This is a genomic window from Streptococcus mitis, from assembly GCF_005144795.1.
Classification (GTDB): domain Bacteria; phylum Bacillota; class Bacilli; order Lactobacillales; family Streptococcaceae; genus Streptococcus; species Streptococcus mitis_BB.
This window is the reverse complement of sequence record NZ_SWFJ01000004.1, coordinates 65,387-86,787: the sequence shown is the minus strand read 5'-3', so window position 1 is coordinate 86,787 and position 21,401 is coordinate 65,387. Positions and strand designations below refer to the sequence as shown.

The 21,401-nt window shown below is 38.8% G+C and carries 27 protein-coding genes, 1 tRNA gene and 1 pseudogene; 22 read left to right on the top strand and 7 right to left on the bottom strand.

Annotated elements, in window-relative coordinates; all coding sequences use genetic code 11:
* The first annotated feature begins 15 nt into the window (after nucleotides 1-15).
* Nucleotides 16-576, top strand: coding sequence for a LemA family protein (locus tag FBF73_RS03910; protein ID WP_000219822.1), 561 nt, complete (start codon nucleotides 16-18; stop codon nucleotides 574-576).
* Nucleotide 577: 1 nt separating this feature from the next.
* A complete protein-coding gene (gene htpX, locus FBF73_RS03905) occupies nucleotides 578-1,477 on the top strand; it encodes a zinc metalloprotease HtpX (RefSeq protein ID WP_136937035.1) in 900 nt (299 codons plus the stop codon).
* A gap of 44 nt (nucleotides 1,478-1,521) precedes the next feature.
* Here the strand turns inward: htpX and FBF73_RS03900 are convergent, their stop codons facing one another.
* The gene (locus tag FBF73_RS03900; RefSeq protein ID WP_136937034.1) at nucleotides 1,522-3,048 is read right to left on the bottom strand and encodes an ATP-binding cassette domain-containing protein; all 1,527 of its coding nucleotides are present in this window, start codon (nucleotides 3,046-3,048) and stop codon (nucleotides 1,522-1,524) included.
* Between the two features lie 363 nt (nucleotides 3,049-3,411).
* Nucleotides 3,412-3,741 (bottom strand): helicase BlpT, encoded by a 330-nt coding sequence (locus FBF73_RS03895; RefSeq protein ID WP_136937033.1) that lies wholly within the window; start codon nucleotides 3,739-3,741, stop codon nucleotides 3,412-3,414.
* A gap of 168 nt (nucleotides 3,742-3,909) precedes the next feature.
* On the opposite strand from FBF73_RS03895, the gene FBF73_RS03890 reads away from it, so the two are divergent.
* The 7 genes and pseudogenes from FBF73_RS03890 to FBF73_RS03860 all read left to right on the top strand — a co-directional run bounded on the left by FBF73_RS03890 (nucleotide 3,910) and on the right by FBF73_RS03860 (nucleotide 12,811).
* Nucleotides 3,910-4,452, top strand: coding sequence for a YceD family protein (locus tag FBF73_RS03890; protein WP_136937032.1), 543 nt, complete (start codon nucleotides 3,910-3,912; stop codon nucleotides 4,450-4,452).
* Nucleotides 4,452-5,081, top strand: coding sequence for an endonuclease III (nth, locus tag FBF73_RS03885; protein WP_136937031.1), 630 nt, complete (start codon nucleotides 4,452-4,454; stop codon nucleotides 5,079-5,081). The genes FBF73_RS03890 and nth overlap by 1 nt, the downstream gene beginning before the upstream one ends.
* 210 nt (nucleotides 5,082-5,291) lie before the next feature.
* Nucleotides 5,292-5,813: a bifunctional pyr operon transcriptional regulator/uracil phosphoribosyltransferase PyrR gene (pyrR, locus tag FBF73_RS03880; protein ID WP_000850022.1), complete on the top strand. Its 522-nt coding sequence runs from the start codon at nucleotides 5,292-5,294 to the stop codon at nucleotides 5,811-5,813.
* Between the two features lie 18 nt (nucleotides 5,814-5,831).
* Nucleotides 5,832-6,755 (top strand): aspartate carbamoyltransferase catalytic subunit, encoded by a 924-nt coding sequence (locus FBF73_RS03875; RefSeq protein WP_136937030.1) that lies wholly within the window; start codon nucleotides 5,832-5,834, stop codon nucleotides 6,753-6,755.
* 49 nt (nucleotides 6,756-6,804) lie between these two features.
* On the top strand, nucleotides 6,805-7,884 hold the full coding sequence (locus FBF73_RS03870) for a carbamoyl phosphate synthase small subunit (protein ID WP_000166853.1): 1,080 nt from the start codon (nucleotides 6,805-6,807) through the stop codon (nucleotides 7,882-7,884).
* Between the two features lie 200 nt (nucleotides 7,885-8,084).
* The gene (carB, locus tag FBF73_RS03865) at nucleotides 8,085-11,261 is read left to right on the top strand and encodes a carbamoyl-phosphate synthase large subunit (RefSeq protein ID WP_136937029.1); all 3,177 of its coding nucleotides are present in this window, start codon (nucleotides 8,085-8,087) and stop codon (nucleotides 11,259-11,261) included.
* Nucleotides 11,262-11,477: 216 nt separating this feature from the next.
* Nucleotides 11,478-12,811 (top strand): annotated as a pseudogene (locus tag FBF73_RS03860) (Nramp family divalent metal transporter).
* 113 nt (nucleotides 12,812-12,924) lie between these two features.
* On the opposite strand, the gene FBF73_RS03855 reads toward FBF73_RS03860, so the two are convergent.
* A complete protein-coding gene (locus FBF73_RS03855) occupies nucleotides 12,925-13,167 on the bottom strand; it encodes a type B 50S ribosomal protein L31 (protein ID WP_000710764.1) in 243 nt (80 codons plus the stop codon).
* Between the two features lie 95 nt (nucleotides 13,168-13,262).
* Nucleotides 13,263-14,198 carry a DHH family phosphoesterase gene (locus FBF73_RS03850; protein ID WP_136937028.1) on the bottom strand — a complete coding sequence of 312 codons (936 nt, stop codon included), beginning with the start codon at nucleotides 14,196-14,198 and terminating at the stop codon, nucleotides 13,263-13,265.
* Between the two features lie 103 nt (nucleotides 14,199-14,301).
* On the opposite strand from FBF73_RS03850, the gene FBF73_RS03845 reads away from it, so the two are divergent.
* The 12 genes from FBF73_RS03845 (at nucleotide 14,302) to FBF73_RS03785 (ending at nucleotide 18,886) form a co-directional block, all read left to right on the top strand.
* Nucleotides 14,302-14,745: a flavodoxin gene (locus FBF73_RS03845; protein WP_001162128.1), complete on the top strand. Its 444-nt coding sequence runs from the start codon at nucleotides 14,302-14,304 to the stop codon at nucleotides 14,743-14,745.
* A gap of 114 nt (nucleotides 14,746-14,859) precedes the next feature.
* Entirely contained in the window at nucleotides 14,860-15,126 is a 267-nt protein-coding gene (locus FBF73_RS03840; RefSeq protein WP_136937027.1) for a chorismate mutase, read from the top strand.
* On the top strand, nucleotides 15,123-15,497 hold the full coding sequence (gene crcB, locus FBF73_RS03835) for a fluoride efflux transporter CrcB (protein WP_084886381.1): 375 nt from the start codon (nucleotides 15,123-15,125) through the stop codon (nucleotides 15,495-15,497). Before FBF73_RS03840 ends, crcB (FBF73_RS03835) begins: the two co-directional genes overlap by 4 nt.
* The gene (gene crcB, locus FBF73_RS03830) at nucleotides 15,491-15,820 is read left to right on the top strand and encodes a fluoride efflux transporter CrcB (RefSeq protein ID WP_012972531.1); all 330 of its coding nucleotides are present in this window, start codon (nucleotides 15,491-15,493) and stop codon (nucleotides 15,818-15,820) included. The genes crcB (FBF73_RS03835) and crcB (FBF73_RS03830) overlap by 7 nt, the downstream gene beginning before the upstream one ends.
* A gap of 118 nt (nucleotides 15,821-15,938) precedes the next feature.
* The gene (gene rplS, locus FBF73_RS03825; RefSeq protein ID WP_001068669.1) at nucleotides 15,939-16,286 is read left to right on the top strand and encodes a 50S ribosomal protein L19; all 348 of its coding nucleotides are present in this window, start codon (nucleotides 15,939-15,941) and stop codon (nucleotides 16,284-16,286) included.
* 42 nt (nucleotides 16,287-16,328) lie between these two features.
* A tRNA-Arg gene (locus tag FBF73_RS03820) sits at nucleotides 16,329-16,400 on the top strand.
* 272 nt (nucleotides 16,401-16,672) lie between these two features.
* On the top strand, nucleotides 16,673-16,861 hold the full coding sequence (locus tag FBF73_RS03815; protein ID WP_001131503.1) for a type II toxin-antitoxin system HicA family toxin: 189 nt from the start codon (nucleotides 16,673-16,675) through the stop codon (nucleotides 16,859-16,861).
* Nucleotides 16,862-16,918: 57 nt separating this feature from the next.
* The gene (locus FBF73_RS03810) at nucleotides 16,919-17,296 is read left to right on the top strand and encodes a type II toxin-antitoxin system HicB family antitoxin (RefSeq protein WP_000921490.1); all 378 of its coding nucleotides are present in this window, start codon (nucleotides 16,919-16,921) and stop codon (nucleotides 17,294-17,296) included.
* A gap of 68 nt (nucleotides 17,297-17,364) precedes the next feature.
* Entirely contained in the window at nucleotides 17,365-17,679 is a 315-nt protein-coding gene (locus FBF73_RS03805; RefSeq protein ID WP_136937026.1) for a nucleotidyltransferase family protein, read from the top strand.
* 295 nt (nucleotides 17,680-17,974) lie between these two features.
* Nucleotides 17,975-18,310, top strand: coding sequence for a type II toxin-antitoxin system RelB/DinJ family antitoxin (locus tag FBF73_RS03795; RefSeq protein WP_136937025.1), 336 nt, complete (start codon nucleotides 17,975-17,977; stop codon nucleotides 18,308-18,310).
* Entirely contained in the window at nucleotides 18,303-18,590 is a 288-nt protein-coding gene (locus FBF73_RS03790) for a type II toxin-antitoxin system YafQ family toxin (protein WP_060805787.1), read from the top strand. The genes FBF73_RS03795 and FBF73_RS03790 overlap by 8 nt, the downstream gene beginning before the upstream one ends.
* 11 nt (nucleotides 18,591-18,601) lie before the next feature.
* Complete coding sequence (locus FBF73_RS03785; RefSeq protein ID WP_136937024.1) at nucleotides 18,602-18,886, top strand: hypothetical protein; 285 nt, start codon at nucleotides 18,602-18,604, stop codon at nucleotides 18,884-18,886.
* A 108-nt stretch (nucleotides 18,887-18,994) separates the two neighbouring features.
* Here the strand turns inward: FBF73_RS03785 and FBF73_RS03780 are convergent, their stop codons facing one another.
* The 3 genes from FBF73_RS03780 to FBF73_RS03770 all read right to left on the bottom strand — a co-directional run bounded on the left by FBF73_RS03780 (nucleotide 18,995) and on the right by FBF73_RS03770 (nucleotide 20,167).
* Nucleotides 18,995-19,420 (bottom strand): ImmA/IrrE family metallo-endopeptidase, encoded by a 426-nt coding sequence (locus FBF73_RS03780; RefSeq protein WP_136937023.1) that lies wholly within the window; start codon nucleotides 19,418-19,420, stop codon nucleotides 18,995-18,997.
* A 2-nt stretch (nucleotides 19,421-19,422) separates the two neighbouring features.
* A complete protein-coding gene (locus FBF73_RS03775) occupies nucleotides 19,423-19,755 on the bottom strand; it encodes a helix-turn-helix domain-containing protein (protein WP_136937022.1) in 333 nt (110 codons plus the stop codon).
* Between the two features lie 109 nt (nucleotides 19,756-19,864).
* Nucleotides 19,865-20,167 carry a helix-turn-helix domain-containing protein gene (locus FBF73_RS03770; RefSeq protein ID WP_136937021.1) on the bottom strand — a complete coding sequence of 101 codons (303 nt, stop codon included), beginning with the start codon at nucleotides 20,165-20,167 and terminating at the stop codon, nucleotides 19,865-19,867.
* Nucleotides 20,168-20,278: 111 nt separating this feature from the next.
* Between FBF73_RS03770 and FBF73_RS03765 the strand changes: the two genes are divergently transcribed.
* Nucleotides 20,279-20,560, top strand: a complete 282-nt coding sequence (locus FBF73_RS03765; protein WP_000438215.1) for a hypothetical protein — start codon at nucleotides 20,279-20,281, stop codon at nucleotides 20,558-20,560.
* The last annotated feature ends 841 nt before the right edge of the window (nucleotides 20,561-21,401 follow it).

The following is a 21,401-nucleotide window of genomic DNA, read 5'->3' as shown; positions in this document are numbered from 1 at the left end:
GAAAGGACTTATATAATGACTTGGATTATTCTTGGAGTTATCGCTCTTATTGTTATTTTTGTGATTGTTAGCTATAACGGTTTGGTTAAGAATCGTATGCAAACAAAGGAGGCTTGGAGTCAGATTGATGTTCAGTTGAAACGTCGAAATGACCTCTTGCCAAACTTGATTGAGACTGTAAAAGGTTATGCTAAATATGAAGGTTCTACCCTTGAAAAAGTGGCAGAACTGCGTAACCAAGTGGCGGCAGCGACTTCACCAGCAGAAGCTATGAAAGCTAGTGATGCACTCACTCGTCAGGTTTCAGGTATCTTCGCAGTTGCAGAAAGCTATCCAGATTTGAAAGCTAGTGCCAACTTTGTTAAATTGCAAGAGGAGTTGACAAACACAGAAAATAAAATTTCTTACTCTCGTCAACTCTACAATAGTGTTGTTAGCAACTACAATGTAAAATTAGAAACTTTCCCAAGCAATATTATCGCTGGAATGTTTGGATTTAAAGCAGCAGATTTCCTTCAAACACCAGAAGAGGAAAAGGCAGTTCCTAAAGTTGATTTTAGCGGTTTAGGTGACTAAGATGTTGTTTGATCAAATTGCAAGCAATAAACGAAAAACCTGGATTTTGTTGCTGGTATTTTTCCTACTCTTAGCTCTTGTTGGCTATGCTGTTGGTTACCTCTTTATGCGGTCTGGGATTGGTGGTTTGGTTATCGCACTGATTATCGGCTTTATCTATGCCTTGTCCATGATTTTTCAATCGACAGAGATTGTCATGTCCATGAATGGAGCGCGTGAGGTGGATGAACAAACGGCACCAGACCTCTACCATGTAGTGGAAGATATGGCTATGGTCGCTCAGATTCCTATGCCCCGTGTTTTCATCATTGATGATTCAGCCTTAAATGCCTTTGCGACAGGTTCTAACCCTCAAAATGCGGCGGTTGCTGCGACGTCAGGTCTCCTAGCTATCATGAATCGCGAGGAACTAGAAGCTGTTATGGGACATGAAGTCAGTCATATTCGTAATTACGATATCCGTATTTCGACTATTGCTGTTGCCCTTGCTAGTGCTATTACCATGCTTTCTAGTATGGCAGGTCGTATGATGTGGTGGGGTGGCGCAGGTCGCAGACGAAGTAACGATGACAGAGATGGAAATGGCTTAGAAATCATTATGCTAGTGGTTTCCCTCCTAGCTATTGTGCTAGCACCTCTCGCTGCAACCTTGGTACAACTAGCTATTTCTCGTCAGAGGGAATTTCTAGCTGATGCTTCAAGTGTCGAGTTGACTCGCAATCCTCAAGGGATGATTAATGCTCTCCATAAGTTGGATAATAGTAAACCGATGAGTCGTCCTGTAGATGATGCCAGCAGTGCACTTTATATCAATGATCCTAAGAAAGGTGGAGGGTTCCAAAAACTCTTTTATACCCACCCACCTATCTCAGAACGGATTGAACGTTTAAAACAGATGTAAAAAGAATCCAGAGGTCGTCTCTGGATTTTTGCTATGTTGAAAATTTATAAATCTTCTAAATCAACTACCTCCAAACCGTGTTCTGTCAAGCGATAGATAGTCGAACAGACCTCTTTTAAGAAACGACGGTCATGCGAAACAGTGATGAGACCACCAGGATAGGTGGCAAAGAGTTTTCTGATTTGGGGTTGAGAAGTTGGAGAAAAGTTTCGTGTGGGTTCATCTAGCAGGAGAAAGTTTGGTTTGCGCAAGACTAAATTCAAAAGCAGGAGTTTTCCCTGTTGCCCGCCAGATAAGGAGCGAATTTGATGTTGCATTTCTGGATAACTGAAATTGAGACTTGCTAAGTGAGATTGGATTTTCTGCAGTTCCTCTTTTTCCCCAGTTTTGCTGAGGTAGACGATTGGGGATAAATCCAATTGCAGTTTTTTATGGTAATCTTGTGGCATAAAACCAATAGAAATCTCTCTTTTATCATTAAGAAGTTGCTGTAACTTTGCTAATAGAGTTGATTTCCCCATACCATTTGGGCCGATGATACCGATTTTTTCTTGGGCACGGACAGTTAATTGTAGTTCTTGCACCAAAACTCGGTCTCCAATGGACAAATTTTCTTTTTCCTGTTGGATTAAGACTTTAGAAGCAGGTAATGGCTGTATATCTGAGAAGAAAAGTCTGATTTCTTCCTCTTCAAGTGGCTTTTGGGTCATGGCCTGAGCTGCCCTTTCGTAGCGTTTTTCTTGTGAGAGGACAGTTTTCATCTTTTTAGCCAATAGGCGACCGGCAGTACTGTCTTTGGTAGCTCGAAGCGCAGTTTCTACATTTTGCTTGACTCGCCGATGTTTTTCCATGGTTTTATCGTAGGCTCTTTGGTCGTTAGCAGCTTGCTTGCTTTGTTTGGAAAAATTAGCCTTTCTCTGGTCGCTATAGCTATCATAGTCTAAATGCTCTACTAGTGTTTCCGCTTCTTTACGGTGCTTGACCAGTCGCAAGTGGACAATAGTATCAGCCGTTTTAGAAAGAAAGTCTTCATCATGGGAAATGTAAATAACAGTTTGCCGAATCTTTCGAATCTGACCTTTTAGCCAATCAACCGTCTCAATGTCTAGGTCATTTGAAGGTTCATCTAAAAATAGAATCTCAAAGGGTTTGGCAAACTCATGGATAAGCTGAATTTTCAAAGCTTCGCCCCCCGAAAGGCTCCCAATCTCTTGATCGCTAGCGAAACGGTCGCTATCAAAGTGCAACTCCTCAGCCAAACGATAAAGGATACTGTAGTCTAAATCAATAGAATCTAAAAAGAAGTAGTCGTGTAGACTTCTCTTTTTCAGGTCCTCGGGGAGTTTTTGAGGAATGTAGGCCAGTGATTGAAGATCAGACTGGATGTCGCCCTTGATAGTAAAATCAGGCAATGCTTCCCCCATTAAAGTTTTAAGCAAGGTTGATTTACCATTTCCTTCTTCGCCGATGATAGCTACCTTTTCCCCGTCTTGGATGGTCATGTTTAAATCTGAGACAAGGTCTCGTAAATTTTTGTTCTGTGTGATGGTCAGGTGATTGATTTTTATCATATGATTACCCTTTCTAGAATGTCAATAGTGCATAACAAAAAGCTCTACTTTACCTAGTAGAGCCAAAGTCTATGTCAAAACTCTATTATCCTCGTTGAAAAACTCGTCAAACTAGCTTGGAGTTGCCTAACCCAACCCAAGAGGAGCATAGCTTTCTAGTTTTTTGATTTTCATAGATGATAAAGTACTAGAAAATCTAGTACAAAAAGAGCACACAAAAAGAGACAGAAACAAGATCTACTAAATAAAGGTTCTTTATTTGATAGACTTAGTTGTTCATGTCTCCCTTACCTCCGAGTATTAGTACCTCTATCCTATACCTTTCAGGATATTTTGTCAACAGAAAACCGACAATTCTAATCTCTAAAATCCGAAAACAGGTCCATATAGAGTTAGTACGTGTTTGACATGCTCGTAATGGAACTTGTCATAGTTGCGCCAAGCGGTACGTGCTTGGTCGTTCAGTTTTAGGCTACCGAGGCCTATCAGAAGACTGGTACGTTGGTAAAATTTCTCAAGGTCTATTAAAATACTGTTGTTCAACTTTTCCGCTTTTTTGAGCTCTTTTATAGTAGTGTTTAGTAGCTCTTGTAATCGAATATCATCTGCAGTATCCTGTTTGCAGCTTTGGAAACTTTTATTTAACTCGGATAGGAGTTGGGTTGCATTAGTAATGAGTTCTTTGTCTTCCATATGAGCATCCTCCTTGCTCTGATGTATTCTTGCCTATAGTATAGCACTAAAAAACAAAAATGTCATAGTAAATATGTTAAAAAATTGAATTTTAATTATAAAGTTTGGTGGGCTGATTTGTAGGCTTTTCATGGTATAATCAAGAGAGTAAATCTTTATGGAGGAAGTATGAAATTAAATATTCAAGAAATTCGTAAGCAGTCTGAAGGCTTGCATTTTGAACAAACGTTAGACCTAGCCGCAGACCTGCGTGCACGTAATCAAGAAATTTTAGATGTAAAAGATATCCTTGCGGTTGGGAAGGTCCAATACGAAGACCGTATGTATTTCTTAGATTATCAACTATCTTATATCATTGTTCTTGCTTCAAGTCGCAGTATGCAGCCAGTTGAGTTGGCTGAATCTTATCCAGTAACGGAGGTTTTCATGGAAGGAGCAACTAACCAACTAGATCAGGAAGTTTTAGACGATGATTTGGTCTTGCCTATCGAAAATGGAGAACTTGACCTTGCTGAGAGCGTGTCAGACAATATCCTACTAAACATTCCTATTAAGGTTTTGACGGCTGAAGAAGAAGCTGGTAAAGGTTTTGTGTCAGGAAATGACTGGCAAATCATGACAGAGGAAGAATACCAAGCCCAACAGGCAGTTAAGAAAGAAGAAAACAGTCCTTTTGCTGGCTTACAAGGACTATTTGATGGAGACGAATAATGGTTTTATCAAAAAAACGAGCACGAAAAGTGCTAGAAGAAATCATTGCTCTGTTTCCAGATGCCAAGCCCAGTCTTGATTTTACCAATCATTTTGAACTCTTGGTTGCGGTCATGTTGTCAGCTCAGACAACGGATGCAGCGGTAAATAAGGCCACACCAGGTCTCTTTGCTGCCTTTCCAACGCCACAAGCCATGTCTGTTGCGACAGAGGGTGAGATTGCTTCACACATTTCTCGTCTAGGACTGTATCGGAATAAGGCTAAATTCCTAAAAAAATGTGCTCAACAGTTACTAGACGATTTTGATGGTCAAGTTCCTCAAATACGTGAGGAATTGGAGAGTTTAGCAGGTGTTGGTCGCAAGACTGCCAATGTTGTCATGAGTGTGGGCTTTGGAATTCCAGCCTTTGCAGTAGACACTCATGTGGAGCGTATTTGTAAGCACCACGATATTGTCAAAAAATCAGCGACACCACTTGAGGTGGAAAAGCGGGTCATGGATATCTTGCCGCCGGAGCAGTGGTTAGCAGCCCATCAGGCTATGATTTATTTTGGAAGAGCTATCTGTCATCCTAAAAATCCAGAGTGTGACCAGTACCCACAGTTATATGATTTTAGCAATTTATAAGATGGGAGTTCAAAAGTTTTTGCTTGATTTTAGGTCTGTTTTGTGCTATAGTATTTGATAACTAAATATTCCTTTAAACCTGTCCCGTGAGGCAGGCAAGGAGCGTGATAAAGTAGAAGGGTGAAGTCTATACTGTTTGCAGTAGGGCTTACTTAGCTATACATTTCAAGTCTCCTTGTTTAAGGAGACTTTTCTTTTTGGAGGTTTGTCATGAAGACAAAAGAAGTTGTAGACGAATTGACCGTCAAACGGGCAATTACGCGTATTACTTACGAGATTATCGAACGCAACAAAGATTTGAATAAAATCGTCTTGGCTGGTATTAAAACTCGTGGTGTCTTTATCGCCCACCGTATCCAAGAACGTTTGGAGCAACTAGAAAATCTTTCAGTTCCTGTTGTGGAATTGGATACTAAACCTTTCCGTGATGATATTAAAAGTGGAGAAGATACTTCTTTGATCTCTGTTGATGTGACAGGCCGTGAAGTTATCTTGGTGGACGATGTGCTTTATACAGGCCGTACTATCCGTGCTGCTATTGATAATATTGTAGGTCATGGCCGTCCTGCGCGTGTGAGTTTAGCAGTTCTAGTCGATCGTGGACATAGAGAATTGCCAATCCGTCCAGATTACGTTGGAAAAAATATCCCAACTAGTCGTTCTGAAGAAATCATCGTAGAGATGGCAGAACTTGATGGCCAAGACAGAGTTCTGATTACTGAAGAAGCTTAGAAAGCTAAAGGAGTAGCCATGTCAGAAAATCAACAAGCATTGAACCATGTGGTGTCCATGGAAGACCTCACTGTCGATCAAGTGATGAAATTGATCAAACGAGGGATTGAGTTTAAAAACGGAGCTCAGCTTCCTTATGAAGACCATCCGATTGTTTCCAATCTTTTCTTTGAGGATTCTACACGGACGCATAAGTCCTTTGAAGTGGCAGAGATTAAACTGGGATTGGAGCGACTTGACTTTGATGTGAAGACCAGTTCAGTCAATAAGGGTGAGACACTTTATGATACCATTTTGACTCTGTCTGCTTTAGGAGTGGATGTCTGTGTGATTCGCCACCCTGAGGTTGACTACTACAGAGAGTTAATTGCAAGTCCAACGATTACGACTTCCATTATCAATGGTGGAGATGGTTCGGGACAACACCCTAGCCAGAGTTTGCTGGATTTGATGACCATTTATGAGGAATTTGGTCACTTTGAGGGACTCAAGGTTGCTATTGCAGGTGACTTGGACCACTCACGTGTTGCCAAATCTAATATGCAGATTTTGAAACGCTTGGGAGCTGAACTTTACTTTGCTGGACCTGAGGAATGGAGAAGTCAAGAGTTTGCAGACTATGGACAGTTTGTAACCATTGATGAAATCATTGATCAGGTGGATGTCATGATGTTTCTCCGTGTGCAACATGAACGTCATGATAGTGGAGCTATCTTTTCAAAAGAGGACTACCATGCCCAACATGGCTTGACTCAAGAACGTTACGATTGTTTGAAAGAAACAGCAATCCTTATGCACCCAGCTCCAGTCAATCGCGATGTGGAAATCGCAGACCACTTGGTTGAAGCACCAAAATCACGGATTGTCCAACAAATGACCAATGGTGTCTTTGTTCGAATGGCAATCTTAGAATCCGTATTGGCGAGTAGAAACGCCAACTAAAACACAAGACGTTAAAAGACGCCAGTGAGCGTCCACGAGAGGTGAAAATATGACAAAAAGACTTCTAGTATTAGAAGATGGCACAGTATTTGAAGGCAAGGCCTTCGGAGCAGATATTGATGTAACAGGCGAAATCGTCTTTAATACAGGTATGACTGGCTACCAAGAATCCATTACAGACCAGTCTTATAATGGACAAATCTTGACCTTTACTTATCCTTTAGTAGGAAATTATGGAATCAACCGTGATGATTACGAATCCATCATTCCAACTTGTAAGGGAGTCGTTGTTTTTGAAGAAGCGCGTCGAGCTAGCAACTGGCGAAATCAAATGACGCTGGATGAATTTTTGAAAGCCAAGAAAATTCCAGGTATTTCAGGAATTGATACACGCGCTCTTACCAAGATTATCCGTAAGCATGGTACCATGCGTGCAACCTTGACCCATGTTGGGGACAGCATGGATCATGTGACGGACCAGCTCCAAGCAACAGTCTTGCCGACAGACAATATCAAACAGGTTTCTACTAAAACTTCATATCCAGCTCCAGGAGTTGGTTTGAGCGTGGTTCTAGTGGACTTTGGTCTCAAGCACTCAATCCTACGTGAACTTTCTAAACGCAACTGTAACGTGACGGTTGTTCCTTATTCAACGACGGCAGAAGAAATTCTCCATCTCAATCCTGACGGAGTGATGTTGTCAAATGGACCGGGAAATCCAGAAGATGTTCCCCAAGCACTGGACATGATTCGTGGTGTGCAAGGAAAAATTCCAATCTTTGGTATCTGTATGGGGCACCAACTCTTTGCAATGGCAAATGGTGCTAAGACATACAAGATGAAGTTTGGTCACCGTGGATTTAACCATGCGGTACGTGAAATTGCTACAGGACGTGTGGATTTTACAAGTCAGAACCATGGTTATGCAGTCAGCCGTGAGGATTTGCCAGAACACTTGATTATCACCCACGAAGAAATCAATGACAAGTCAGTTGAAGGTGTGCGTCACAGATATCAACCTGCTTTCTCTGTTCAATACCATCCAGATGCAGCCCCTGGTCCACACGACGCTAGCTACCTATTTGATGAGTTTATCGAGATGATGGAAGCTTTTAAACAATCAAACTAAGAACGAGTAAAAGCTCGTCGGAGAATTTATTTAATGGCAACCTGAGAGTTGCCGAATAGAAAGGAGAAGATACATTGTTCGCGGAAGTGAACACGCCCTAAGAACTGTGTGAAAAAGATAAACATCGTCTTGACGTTGAAGGCGTCTGCACCGAGTTTCCTATTTTCACTGTGTTCTTTACGGGCTTTGTATCATAAACTATGCCTAAACGTACTGATATTCAAAAAATTATGGTGATTGGTTCTGGTCCGATTATTATTGGTCAGGCTGCTGAGTTTGACTACGCTGGGACCCAGGCTTGCTTGTCTTTGAAAGAGGAAGGTTATGAGGTTGTTTTGGTTAACTCAAACCCTGCAACCATCATGACGGACAAGGAAATTGCTGATAAGGTTTATATTGAGCCGATTACACTTGAGTTTGTGACACGTATTCTTCGTAAGGAGCGTCCAGATGCCTTGCTACCAACCCTTGGTGGTCAGACAGGGCTCAACATGGCCATGGAATTGTCTAAAAATGGTATCCTAGATGAACTTGGTGTTGAGCTTCTGGGAACTAAATTATCTGCCATTGACCAAGCCGAGGACCGTGATCTCTTTAAACAATTGATGGAGGAACTTGAGCAACCCATTCCAGAATCTGAAATTGTTAACACTGTCGAAGAAGCAGTTGCCTTTGCAGCGACAATTGGCTACCCAGTCATCGTCCGTCCAGCCTTTACACTTGGTGGTACTGGTGGTGGTATGTGTGCCAATGAGGAAGAATTACGTGAAATCGCTGAAAATGGGTTGAAATTATCACCTGTTACCCAATGTTTGATTGAGCGTTCAATCGCAGGTTTCAAGGAAATCGAATACGAAGTGATGCGTGACTCAGCTGACAATGCTTTGGTTGTTTGTAACATGGAAAACTTTGACCCAGTTGGGATCCACACAGGGGATTCCATTGTATTTGCCCCTGCCCAAACCATGTCAGACTATGAAAACCAAATGCTTCGTGACGCAAGCTTGAGCATTATTCGTGCCCTTAAGATTGAAGGTGGATGTAATGTTCAGCTGGCCCTTGACCCACACAGTTTTAAGTACTATGTTATCGAAGTAAACCCTCGTGTATCGCGTTCGTCAGCTCTTGCTTCTAAGGCGACAGGATATCCGATTGCTAAGTTGGCTGCCAAGATTGCAGTAGGTTTGACTTTGGATGAGGTGATCAACCCCGTTACGGGTTCAACCTATGCCATGTTTGAACCAGCCCTTGACTATGTGGTTGCCAAGATTCCTCGTTTCCCATTTGACAAGTTTGAAAAAGGTGAACGCCGTCTTGGTACTCAGATGAAGGCCACTGGAGAAGTCATGGCAATCGGTCGTAACATTGAAGAATCTCTTCTTAAGGCTTGTCGCTCCCTTGAAATTGGGGTGCATCACAATGAAATGCCTGAACTTTCAGCAGTTTCTGATGATGCCTTGATTGAAAAAGTTGTCAAAGCCCAAGATGACCGTCTCTTCTATGTGTCAGAAGCTATTCGCCGTGGTTACACACCAGAAGAAATTGCTGAATTGACTAAGATTGATATCTTCTATCTGGATAAACTCTTGCATATCTTTGAAATTGAACAGGAGTTGGGAGCTCATCCACAAGATCTAGACGTTTTGAAAACGGCTAAACTAAATGGATTTTCAGACCGTAAGATTGCTGAACTCTGGAAAACGACTGCTGAGCACGTTCGTCAGCTTCGTTTGGAAAACAAGATTGTTCCAGTTTATAAGATGGTAGATACTTGTGCGGCAGAATTTGACTCTGAAACACCATACTTCTATTCAACCTATGGTTGGGAAAATGAATCAATCAAGTCTGATAAAGAATCTGTACTTGTTCTAGGTTCTGGTCCAATCCGTATCGGTCAAGGGGTTGAGTTTGACTACGCAACTGTTCACTCGGTTAAGGCTATTCAGGCGGCTGGCTATGAAGCTATCATAATGAACTCAAACCCAGAGACCGTTTCAACAGACTTCTCTGTATCAGACAAGCTTTACTTTGAGCCATTGACATTCGAAGATGTTATGAATGTCATTGATTTGGAGCAACCAAAAGGAGTTATCGTTCAGTTTGGTGGTCAAACAGCCATCAACCTAGCTGAACCACTGGCAAAAGCAGGTGTGACCATCCTTGGGACACAGGTTGCTGATCTAGACCGTGCTGAAGACCGTGATCTCTTTGAGCAAGCCCTAAAAGAATTGGATATTCCACAGCCACCAGGACAAACGGCTACCAATGAAGAAGAAGCAGTTCTTGCAGCTCGCAAGATTGGCTTCCCAGTTCTTGTCCGCCCATCTTATGTACTTGGTGGACGTGCCATGGAAATCGTTGAAAACGAAGAAGACCTTCGTTCTTACATGCGAACTGCTGTTAAGGCTAGTCCAGACCACCCAGTTCTTGTCGACTCTTATATCGTTGGGCAAGAGTGCGAAGTTGATGCCATTTCAGATGGTAAAAATGTACTCATTCCTGGTATTATGGAACATATCGAACGTGCCGGTGTCCACTCAGGTGACTCAATGGCCGTTTACCCACCACAAACCTTGTCGCAAAAGGTGCAAGAAACAATCGCAGACTATACTAAACGCCTAGCAATCGGTCTTAACTGCCTTGGAATGATGAACATCCAGTTTGTCATCAAGGATGAAAAAGTCTACGTTATTGAGGTCAATCCACGTGCCAGCCGTACGGTGCCATTCCTTTCTAAGGTGACCAATATTCCTATGGCTCAAGTAGCGACCAAGCTTATTCTCGGTCAAAGTTTGGAAGAACTTGGCTACCAAGATGGTCTTTACCCTGAAAGTACTCGCGTTCATATCAAGGCACCTGTCTTCTCCTTTACCAAACTAGCTAAGGTAGACAGCTTACTTGGTCCTGAAATGAAGTCAACAGGTGAAGTTATGGGTTCTGATACTACTTTGGAAAAAGCTCTCTATAAAGCTTTTGAAGCTTCTTACTTACACTTGCCAATTTTTGGTAACGTTGTATTTACTATCGCTGATGATACCAAAGAAGAAGCTTTGGACTTGGCTCGTCGTTTCCAAAATATTGGCTATGGAATCCTCGCGACAGAAGGGACAGCAACCTTCTTTGCCAGTCATGGATTGCAAGCCCAACCTGTTGGTAAGATTGGTGATGACGATAAGGATATTCCAAGCTTTGTTCGTAAAGGAAGAATTCAAGCTATCATTAACACAGTAGGAACAAAACGAACTGCTGACGAGGATGGAGAGCAAATCCGCCGTTCAGCTATTGAACACGGGGTGCCCCTCTTCACAGCAATAGATACAGCTAACGCCATGCTCAAAGTATTGGAAAGCCGTAGTTTTGTTACAGAAGCAATCTAGTTTAGAAAGAATTTTCACAGTTAAAAAACCAGCGTCAGAAAACGCTGGTTTTTTGCAATACTGGTGTTGCTTATTTCAACTATCATACTTTCCTTAAGAATCATTTCAAAATGTGATGTAATAAGAATAAATTGGAAATAGAAAACTATTTTCAACATTTCTTTCAAAATCCATTAATAAAATAGGTAAAGACAAGATTAGAAAGTGAATATTCCGATGTCTTCTTACAAAAAGGTCTCTCTTTCTGAGATCAACCAATCTATTGAAACTCCGAATAACAATCATTTTGGCAAAATCTAAAAGTATTTTTGGGGCCTGGAGCTCTTGTAGCAGTTGGTTATATGGATCCTGGAAACTGGATTACCAGTGTGGTTGGTGGTGCTTCCTACAAGTATAGTCTCTTATTTGTTATTTTGATTTCATCCATCATCGCCATGCAATTACAACAGATGGCTGGAAAGCTTGGTATCTTGACTAGGATGGATTTAGCGCAGGCAACAGCTCATCATGCTCCTAAGTGGCTCCGTTATAGTCTGTGGGTGATTGTAGAATTAGCTTTAATGGCGACAGACTTGGCTGAGGTTTTGGGTTCAGCGATTGCCTTGAATCTTTTGTTTAAAATACCGATTATGGTGGCTATCCTCCTAACGGTTTTAGATGTGTTTCTTTTGCTTTTGTTGATGAAATTTGGCTTCAAGAAGATTGAAGCTATTGTTACAACCCTTATCTTAACTATATTAGGAATATTTTCTTATCTGGTGGCTTTATCCAATCCAAGTATGCAGGGTATCTTTGGTGGCTATTTACCGACATCAACTTTGTTTGAGAGTCCTTTGCCGGGACATGAGAGTCAACTGACTTTGGCTTTAGGAATTGTAGGAGCGACAGTCATGCCTCATAATCTCTATCTCCATTCATCCCTTTCGCAAACAAGGAAAATCAACCATAAGGATAAAAAGGATATTCGAAAAGCTGTGCGTTTTATGACCTGGGACTCAAATCTTCAGTTGTCCCTAGCCTTTGTTGTCAATTCCTTACTTCTCATTTTAGGGGCATCGCTCTTTTTTGGTCATTCATCTGAAATTTCAGCTTTCTCTCAAATATACAATGCTTTACAGGATTCGACAATAGCAAGAGCGATAGCCAGCTCAACTCTGTCAACTTTATTTGCTACGGCCCTCTTAGCAAGCGGTCAAAATTCTACTATCACAGGTACTTTGACTGGTCAGATCGTTATGTAAGGTTTCTTGCATATGAAATTACCTCAGTGGATCATCCGTATTGGTACACGTATTTTTGCCTTGCTTCCTGTGATTATGGTTGCTATCTTGTTTGGATATCAAGAAAAAACCTTGGATCAGTTGTTGGTCTATTCACAGGTCTTTCTTTCTATTGCTCTTCCGTTTTCAATCTTCCCCTTAATCTATCTTACCTCTAAGAAGTCAGTGATGGGAGAATTTACCAATGCCAAGTGGAATACAATCCTAGGCTACGTAGTTTCATTCATCTTGACCATTCTCAATGTCAAGTTTCTTTTCGATATTTTTTAAACCTGTCTAAGTCAGGTCTTGGCATCAGCTTGAGGATTGATAAAGAGATAATAGTAGTGATTGGTTCATAAAAAGAAGAAAAAAAGAACAGTTGAAACTGTTCTTTTTTATCATTATTTGAGACCGTATTTTTTGTTGAAACGATCCACGCGTCCATCTGCTTGAGTGAACTTTTGACGTCCAGTGTAGAATGGGTGTGAGTCTGATGAAATTTCCACACGGATCAATGGGTAAGTTTCGCCTTCGAACTCAACTGTTTCGTTAGAGCGTTTTGTTGAACCGCTAAGGAATTGGTAACCAGTAGTTGTGTCCATGAAGACAACTGGGCGATATTCTGGATGGATATCTTTTTTCATTTTGCAATATTTCCTTTCTGCCATGGTCTCTTTGCGAGCCATAGATTGTTACCATACTAGTCTATCAGATTCTGAAAAGTTTGGCAAGTATTTTATCAGTTTTTAAGCAAGTTTTTTAACTTTTGGTAGATGATTTCGTTTTCTTCTAAGCTATAGGAATTAGCACCACTTGCTAGAGGGTGGCCTCCTCCATCATGTTCCTTGGCAATTTCATTAATAGGATGGATTTTACTGCGTAAGCGAACTCGGTAGTGGCCATCAGCCTGCTCCACAAAAATTCCCCAGAGACTGACGCTGTCAATCCGACCAGGAGCTCCTACAATAGCGGCAGTTTCAGCATCGGTAACATTGAATTGTTTCAAGACTTCTTGACTCAGAATCACTCGAGCTGCGCCATTTTCATCCACTTCAAGATGGTCGTAGATGTAGCCTTGAAGTTTAGCAATTTTGTAACTCATAGTGTCCATTTTGCGAGTGAGAGCCGCAAAGTCAAACTTATGTTCTCTCAAATAAGCCGCCAGTCGGAGGGTTCGTGCAGTGGTAGAAGGATAGAGGAAGCGACCTGTATCACCGATAATTCCTGCAAAGAGCAACTCAGCAGCACGATCTGATAAGGCCAGTTGAGTTGTTTGGGCAAATAGGGTAATCATCTCACTAGCGCTACTTGAACTAGTATCGACCCAAGATAGGTCACCATATACATCATCATTTGGATGGTGGTCAATCTTAATGAGAAAATCACCTTGACGATAGCGCTTATCATCGATACGAGCAGTATTAGCCGTATCACAGACGATGACAAGTGCCCCTTGGTAGACACTATCTTCAACAAGATCCATTTCCGCCATCCAAGTAAGAGTTGGTTCATCAAAACCAACGGCTTTGATGGTTTTTTCAGGGAAATGATGTTTGAGAAGAGCTTTCAAGCCCACTTGACTTCCCAAGGCATCAGGGTCTGGTTTCATATGTCGATGAATGATAATCGTGTCGTATTCTTTGATTTTTTCTAAAATTTGATGGCAAATTTCCATAAATAACCTCAATTCTTTCTCATTTCATTGTAGCACAAGAATTTTTATTTTTAAAATGAAAAAGATGTGATATAATGGAGAAAGATAAATTGAGGAGGACGATATGGCATTAGCAAAAATTGTATTTGCCAGTATGACCGGTAATACCGAAGAAATTGCAGATATTGTAGCAGACAAATTACGTGACTTGGGCTTGGATGTTGATGTTGATGAATGTACAACTGTTGACGCTTCAGACTTCTTGGAAGCAGACATCGCTATCGTTGCGACCTATACTTATGGTGATGGAGAATTGCCAGATGAGATGATGGACTTCTACGAAGACCTAGCTGACCTCAACTTGAATGGCAAAATCTACGGAGTGGTCGGCTCAGGAGATACCTTCTACGATGAATTCTGTAAGGCTGTTGATGACTTTGACCGTGTCTTTGTGTCAACAGGAGCAGAAAAAGGTTCAGAGTGTGTTAAAGTTGATCTTTCTGCTGAGGAAGAAGACATTGAACGCTTGGAACAATTCGCAGAAGAATTGGCTGCTAAAGTAGGATAAGTATAAAAGTGCGCTGATGTAATCAATCAGTGCATTTTTTTATCGTGAGTTGAGATTTTACTAGCCTATTTGGTGGCTTTTTGATACAATAATTCAAATAAAGGAGGAGACTGTATGGATTTAGATATTATTCGCCAAGAAATTGATCACATCGACGATCAAATTGTTAAACTTCTAGAAGAACGAATGCACTTAGTTGAAGGGGTTGTGGCTTATAAGAAAGCTTCGGGTAAACCGATTTTAGATACCAAGAGAGAAGCAATTATCTTTGAAAAGGTTAGAAGTCGTGTAGAGGACAAGCGCTATCAGGAGACTATTGTCTCGACTTTTTCGGACATACTCAAACGTTCGCGTGATTATCAGGATCAAAATATCAAATGAAAAAAGAGCAATTTTATCCGCTAGGAATTTTTCTAGCTGCTATGTTGGGTGGATTGGTTCGCTACCTGGTTTCTACTTGGTTACCAGCCAGTCCAGATTTCCCTTGGGGCATCCTTCTTGTTAACTATTTAGGCATTTTCTGCTTGGTGTATCTTGTTAAGGGCTATTTAGTCTATAAGGGAACCAGTAAAGGCGTTATTTTAGCACTGGGTACAGGTTTTTGTGGTGGTTTGACAACCTTTTCTAGTCTCATGCTTGATGCTGTGAAACTACTGGATACAGGGCGTTATCTTAGTTTAGTTATGTATTTGCTTTTGAGTATTGGTGGAGGTCTACTCTTGGCTTATTTTCTAGGGAGGAAGAAATGGTAATGGTCTATCTTGCAATTGCTTGTGGCTTCGGAGCTCTAGTACGTTATTTCTTTTCCCGCTATAATCAAGCATCTAAATTGCCACTCGGAACGCTCATAGCCAATCTTCTAGGTTGTTTTTTAATTGGATTATTCTACAATCATGTGGAATCTAAGGAAGTCTATGCTATTTTAGCGACGGGTTTTTGTGGAGGTTTAACAACCTTTTCTACCTTAAATGACGAACTCCAAAGACTGTTAAGTGATAAGAAGGTATTTTATTCTTATTTAGCTTTGACCTATCTAGGTGGTTTGGTTGCGATTTTTTTAGGAATTCTGCTATAAATTTCTTTACTTTTTTATGGAAATTTGGTAAACTGTATCTTGTGTGTAATGGACGCACAAAAATACAGTTTATCCGCTGAGGAAGGTTCCTCAAGATTGACAAAGATAGGAGAATAAAATGAATCCATTAATCCAAAGCTTGACTGAAGGTCAACTTCGTACAGATATCCCATCATTCCGTCCTGGTGACACTGTTCGTGTACACGCGAAAGTTGTCGAAGGTAACCGTGAACGTATCCAGATTTTTGAAGGTGTTGTTATCGCACGTAAAGGTGCTGGCATCTCAGAAAACTACACAGTTCGTAAAATCTCTAACGGTGTAGGTGTTGAGCGTATCTTCCCAATCCACACTCCACGTGTTGAAAAAATCGAAGTTGTTCGTTACGGTAAAGTACGTCGTGCGAAATTGTACTACTTGCGTGCACTTCAAGGTAAGGCAGCTCGTATCAAAGAAATCCGTCGTTAATTCGACTAAAAAACTCTGCTTTTTCAGCAGAGTTTTTATCTAGCTCCCTTAGTTCAATGGATATAACAACTCCCTCCTAAGGAGTAGTTGCAGGTTCGATTCCTGCAGGGGGCATTTTTAGAAATGTAAAGAAGCATAAAGAATATTCAAAGTGTTTGTTTATGGGCAATCATCACAATTTAGTTTTTTAAAATAGGTTAGTATTTTTGGAATCTTTGACCAAAGTGTGACCAAAATTTGACCAAAAGTCAATGAATATAGAATAAAGTAGATCAGGAAGCTGGTCTATTTTATTTTGTAGCTATTGAGAAAAAGTGGTTTGTTTTAATTTGACATTTATACACATAATGCGTATAATAGTAAGTGTAAGGAGGTAACAATAATATATGCCACTTACAGGTAAAGAAATGGTGAAACTAGCTCTTGAGAATGGATGGGTTGAAGTTCGTCAAAGAGGAAGTCATCATCATTTTAAGAAAGAGGGTTTTTCTTATCTTGTCACGATTCCAGTTCATGGAAATGAAGATTTGGGAAAGGGATTGGAGAGAAAGATTCTCAAAGATTTAGGATTGTAATTTTTACTTTCCTAAGTCTTTTTACATCAGAGGTAGTAGAATGTTGGAGGTAGTAGAATGTTAAAAACGTATCCAGCTATTTTTCATAAAGAAGGAACAGGATATTGGGTAGAATTTCCAGAATTTGGTGGTGGTACAGAAGGAAAAAATATCGAAGAAGCGATGAAAAATGCTCGAGAAATGCTTGAAAATGTTTTAGCTTCTTATATCGATGAAGGGATGGCGTTGCCTACTCCAAGTGATATTTTAAAGATTGAAGTTTCAGATGGTTTTGTATCAATGATTCAAGTTGATCCTGCGCCTTTTGTGAGAAGTAACAAGGCGATTAGAAAGAACGTGACCGTTCCTGAATGGCTAGTTCGTCTTGCTGATCGAGAAAAGATTAACTATTCAGAAGTTTTGGCACAAGCATTAGAGAAGAAGTTGCAAGTTTAAATTTAAAGCCTGTATTTAATAGGTATATAATTGTAATGTATTGACAATATAAAAAAAGGATAGAAGCAATGGTTTATACAGTAGAACAGATAAAGGATAAGATTGTTCCTATTGCTAAACAGTATGATTTGTCTAAAATTTATCTATTTGGCTCTTATGCTAGGGGTGAAGCTGATGGAAAAAGTGATATTGATATTGCTTTGGAGTTAGAGGATGATTCGATATATTTTGATGTATATGGTAGGCTTTTAACTATTTTTGATAGTAATATAGATATTCTATTGGTTAGTGATTTACTTTCTCCTAAAACGAATATTGGGAAGTTAGTTAAGAAAAATTTTTTGAATGATAGAGAGGTTATTTATGAGAAGTCAATCTCTTGAAACTGATATAGCGTATTTGAAGGATATGGTTTTATATCTTGATAAGGCTGTTGCTGTTTTGGCATTTTGGGAAGCGTAAAGAGTATTCAAAGTGTTTGTTTAGGGGCAATCATCACAATTTAGTTTTTTAAAATAGGTTAGTATTTTTGGAATCTTTGACCAAAAGTCAATGAATATAGAATAAAGTAGATCAGAAAGCTGGTCTATTTTATTTTGTATTTACTTATATATAAAAAGTTGAATTGTCTTTCTAATAGTGATACAATAGATATACAATAAGAAAAGGAGAATTGCTATGTCACAAATTGCTGTAAGAGTAGATGATAAATTAAAAAAAGATGCGACTGAAGTTTTTAGTGAATTGGGGTTAGATATGACAACTGCTGTAAAGTTGTTTTTGAAACAGAGTGTGTTGACGAGAAGTATTCCTTTTGAATTAAAACTTAATACAGATTATGAAATTGATTTAGAAAATGGAGATTATATTCGGACGAGAAGTATAGATGAATATAATGAAATTACTCAAAATGCTTTCAAAGAGAGTATAGAGAAATATGAAAATGAAGGAATAACAAAATGTTCTGAAAGTGTAGATGAATATTTTGAAAGAATGGTAAGAGAAAATGCTTAGTTATGAGTTTTCAAATAGATACAATAAAGATTTGGCTAAAATAATTAAGCGTGGAATAGATATAACTCCTATCAACGAAGCTGTTAAGAAGATAATAAATGATGAAGAATTGGGTTATGAATATAAGAAGCATGTTTTAGAGCCTAGAAAAAGAATACCGAAGTTATGGGAAATCCATATTGGTGGAAGAAAGTCTGATTTACTTATGATTTATTATTATTTAGAGAGAGGTACTCATGTTGTTTTTGAACGTGTAGGTACTCATTCGGATTTATTTTAAGGAGATAGAATATGGAAATTAAAGAAATAAGTTATCAGGATAGAGTTCCCAAAAACATGATTTCAAAATTTAATTATTTTGTGAGAGATTTTCTGAAGGAGTATTCAGATCAGCTAGAAGAAATGGAAGCTGGTACAAGTATGACGGTTAATAAAGAATATGAAGCTGATTTAGAAGTCTATTTTGTAGAAATTACATTTCATAGAAAAGGTGGGGGATTTTTTACAGGTTATTTAGATAATGAATTGGCGGTAACTTGTAATGGCGAGTTTTGGGGAGATGTTATTTTAGAGTAAAAAGCGAAGAAAAATTAAATGTTCCTGGATATTTGATTCGTTTTTTAGGTCAAAATGGGCAACCAGGTATTTAAAATTTGTTCGGAAATAGAAAAAATAACACTATCATTAGATAATGTTATTTTTTTTGTTTTCATTATAAAAATGTGTAGCTATTTCTTTAACGTAGTTTTCATAGCTTGCTGGAATGTCGGCATTTTTAAGGTAGTCTTGATAGTTGAAGTGTTCATCTATTGGATATTCACTATTCACTAAACTCATAAAATCAAGGATTCGTCCTTTTTCACTGTTGTTTTCAATGTGACTTTTAAAAGTATCAATTTGAGAAAGTGAATTGTTGCAATCATCATTGATTAAATGGTGTTTTTCATGAAGAAGTACATTTATTTTTTCAATATCGCTTGTGTCGGAACGAAGAAAAATAAAGTGCTGGTTATTTACAAGTACATATCTACCTTTACTTGATAAGTTGTTAAGAGTGATCACTTTACAATTTAATTGTTCTATCTCTTTTATAACTTTATTTAGGTTCATACTTATTTTTTGTTTGCAAAATAGTCTTTTAGGAAGTCTTTGATAATTTCACGGTCGTTATCTGTGATTGGTGTACCATCATAAGCGACTGAGTTATCAATAGCTGTGTCGATGTCAGCTTCAAGAGTTGAATTTGGAATATTGGTTTGACCTAGTAAGTAATCAGTAGAAACCTTGAAAAAGTCAGCTATCAAGGTTAGTTTTTCTTGAGTAGGTTTTTTCTTGTTTCGTTCCCAATCCGCGTAACTTGATTGGGCTATATTTAACTCTTGAGCAATTTCTTTTTGAGTATAGCCCTTGTTTTTTCTTAGTTCTTTTAGTCGTTCAGAAAACATAAGAGTTCCTTTCTAAATAAAAAAATAAATTTTTTCAAAAAAAGTGTTGACAAAAATAGCTAATAGCTATATAATATAAATATAGCTGATAGCGATAAAACAAAAACAGCTATAATGAATCTTTTATAGTTTTCTTAATAAGTTCAACGGTTTCATCTGATAGTAGTTGGTTCTTGTAAGAGATTTTATCAGCGTTGAGGATTGATTCGATACGAACAGTCCCATCAGATAGAAGTTCTTCGATAGAAACCCCAAAGAAATCAGAAAACATTTCAAGGGTGTTAAGGGTTGGTTTGCTTTTACCGCTTTCCCATTTTTGATAGGATTGTTGAGTAATATCCAACTCTTGAGCAATTTGTGCTTGAGTAAGATTGGCTTTCAATCTTAATTCTTTTAAATTTTTAGAAAACATAAAAAAGTTTTAAAAACCCTGTTGACAAAACAGATAAAAAGTTGTATTATAATAATACAGATTAAAAGCTGTTAAGTCAATACCTTTCATAAAATAAATGAGGAGTAGAGAATGGAACAGTCAACTTTCTCAAATAAAGAAAAAACAAAATTACAAATGTTCTCGTTTATTTCAGATATTTCAAGAATTTGTGAAGATAATCTTGAAATGGTAGAAAGTCTTAGAGATAAGTATGATATGCAGGGACTCTCGGAAATTCGTCTAAATGATATTGAACGTGTTTCATTGATGTATCGTCAAGCGCTAGGAAAAGTTTTGTTGAAGTTAGACGAGGAGATAAATGAAGTTCCGTCTGAAGATTACATTGACTTTGAGACTATTTTGTTCGACTAGGAAAGATAATCTCGTTTCCTTTGCGGACAGGAATTAGGATAGTCAATTTTCCTTTCGAGCGGGTCTTGAAAGCCTTGTCCATATTTTTAGCTTTATCAACTTTCCTCTTTGTAACTTTCTTTCCATTTTCTTGATAACAATTTCTGTTATGGGAATTGAAGTCATCTTTGAGATGGTTTCCTTGGAGGACGAAAGGGTGAAGTTTACTCTTTGCCATAATATAGATTCCTTTATTTAATTTAATGGTTCTTTAGTACAATCAAGTGCGAGTTGGTTGTACTGCTAGAGCTATTAAAGCTAGCTAGAGTGGGACCTATCTGTATCTAAAACTTTAAAGAAGAATAATCAATAGTTTGCAAATATGAGTTTTGTTTCAAGTAAATGATTGAGTGATTTCTTTTGAAAAGTGATAACAGATATAAGGTATTTTCTCTAACTAACGATAGTAGTTATTGGTCTTTGAAAATTAAATAAAAAAACGTGTCAGGCAATGATAGACACTGACCAAACACGAATATAAAAATTTAGCAATTTAATTATACGTGAATTTTGGGAAAATGTCAAGACTTGCTTGATTGTAGGTATATTTCATGGAGTCTAGTTGTTTTTCAATTTTGAGAAGAACCCTTTCTCAGTTACGTGCTTACGTGTGACCTTTATTTTGACTTTCTTAAACTCAGTCACATCTACTAACTAGATTCCATGAAATGTATCTACAAAACTTTATAGATTCTAAACTCTTTACTGACTTTTTTAGTAATACTATGGAAAGCATAGATAACGTATAATGATGAATATTGTACAAAAGGTTGTCAAATATGGATTTGAGTCAAAAGATTTA

What these genes read in the sequence shown, in the direction of transcription:
- FBF73_RS03910 (WP_000219822.1), top strand. Translation starts at nt 16, where the DNA reads ATGACTTGGATTATTCTTGGAGTTATCGCTCTTATTGTTATTTTTGTG.
- htpX (WP_136937035.1), top strand. Translation starts at nt 578, where the DNA reads ATGTTGTTTGATCAAATTGCAAGCAATAAACGAAAAACCTGGATTTTG.
- FBF73_RS03900 (WP_136937034.1), bottom strand. Translation starts at nt 3,048, where the DNA reads ATGATAAAAATCAATCACCTGACCATCACACAGAACAAAAATTTACGA.
- FBF73_RS03895 (WP_136937033.1), bottom strand. Translation starts at nt 3,741, where the DNA reads ATGGAAGACAAAGAACTCATTACTAATGCAACCCAACTCCTATCCGAG.
- FBF73_RS03890 (WP_136937032.1), top strand. Translation starts at nt 3,910, where the DNA reads ATGAAATTAAATATTCAAGAAATTCGTAAGCAGTCTGAAGGCTTGCAT.
- nth (WP_136937031.1), top strand. Translation starts at nt 4,452, where the DNA reads ATGGTTTTATCAAAAAAACGAGCACGAAAAGTGCTAGAAGAAATCATT.
- pyrR (WP_000850022.1), top strand. Translation starts at nt 5,292, where the DNA reads ATGAAGACAAAAGAAGTTGTAGACGAATTGACCGTCAAACGGGCAATT.
- FBF73_RS03875 (WP_136937030.1), top strand. Translation starts at nt 5,832, where the DNA reads ATGTCAGAAAATCAACAAGCATTGAACCATGTGGTGTCCATGGAAGAC.
- FBF73_RS03870 (WP_000166853.1), top strand. Translation starts at nt 6,805, where the DNA reads ATGACAAAAAGACTTCTAGTATTAGAAGATGGCACAGTATTTGAAGGC.
- carB (WP_136937029.1), top strand. Translation starts at nt 8,085, where the DNA reads ATGCCTAAACGTACTGATATTCAAAAAATTATGGTGATTGGTTCTGGT.
- FBF73_RS03855 (WP_000710764.1), bottom strand. Translation starts at nt 13,167, where the DNA reads ATGAAAAAAGATATCCATCCAGAATATCGCCCAGTTGTCTTCATGGAC.
- FBF73_RS03850 (WP_136937028.1), bottom strand. Translation starts at nt 14,198, where the DNA reads ATGGAAATTTGCCATCAAATTTTAGAAAAAATCAAAGAATACGACACG.
- FBF73_RS03845 (WP_001162128.1), top strand. Translation starts at nt 14,302, where the DNA reads ATGGCATTAGCAAAAATTGTATTTGCCAGTATGACCGGTAATACCGAA.
- FBF73_RS03840 (WP_136937027.1), top strand. Translation starts at nt 14,860, where the DNA reads ATGGATTTAGATATTATTCGCCAAGAAATTGATCACATCGACGATCAA.
- crcB (WP_084886381.1), top strand. Translation starts at nt 15,123, where the DNA reads ATGAAAAAAGAGCAATTTTATCCGCTAGGAATTTTTCTAGCTGCTATG.
- crcB (WP_012972531.1), top strand. Translation starts at nt 15,491, where the DNA reads ATGGTAATGGTCTATCTTGCAATTGCTTGTGGCTTCGGAGCTCTAGTA.
- rplS (WP_001068669.1), top strand. Translation starts at nt 15,939, where the DNA reads ATGAATCCATTAATCCAAAGCTTGACTGAAGGTCAACTTCGTACAGAT.
- FBF73_RS03815 (WP_001131503.1), top strand. Translation starts at nt 16,673, where the DNA reads ATGCCACTTACAGGTAAAGAAATGGTGAAACTAGCTCTTGAGAATGGA.
- FBF73_RS03810 (WP_000921490.1), top strand. Translation starts at nt 16,919, where the DNA reads ATGTTAAAAACGTATCCAGCTATTTTTCATAAAGAAGGAACAGGATAT.
- FBF73_RS03805 (WP_136937026.1), top strand. Translation starts at nt 17,365, where the DNA reads ATGGTTTATACAGTAGAACAGATAAAGGATAAGATTGTTCCTATTGCT.
- FBF73_RS03795 (WP_136937025.1), top strand. Translation starts at nt 17,975, where the DNA reads ATGTCACAAATTGCTGTAAGAGTAGATGATAAATTAAAAAAAGATGCG.
- FBF73_RS03790 (WP_060805787.1), top strand. Translation starts at nt 18,303, where the DNA reads ATGCTTAGTTATGAGTTTTCAAATAGATACAATAAAGATTTGGCTAAA.
- FBF73_RS03785 (WP_136937024.1), top strand. Translation starts at nt 18,602, where the DNA reads ATGGAAATTAAAGAAATAAGTTATCAGGATAGAGTTCCCAAAAACATG.
- FBF73_RS03780 (WP_136937023.1), bottom strand. Translation starts at nt 19,420, where the DNA reads ATGAACCTAAATAAAGTTATAAAAGAGATAGAACAATTAAATTGTAAA.
- FBF73_RS03775 (WP_136937022.1), bottom strand. Translation starts at nt 19,755, where the DNA reads ATGTTTTCTGAACGACTAAAAGAACTAAGAAAAAACAAGGGCTATACT.
- FBF73_RS03770 (WP_136937021.1), bottom strand. Translation starts at nt 20,167, where the DNA reads ATGTTTTCTAAAAATTTAAAAGAATTAAGATTGAAAGCCAATCTTACT.
- FBF73_RS03765 (WP_000438215.1), top strand. Translation starts at nt 20,279, where the DNA reads ATGGAACAGTCAACTTTCTCAAATAAAGAAAAAACAAAATTACAAATG.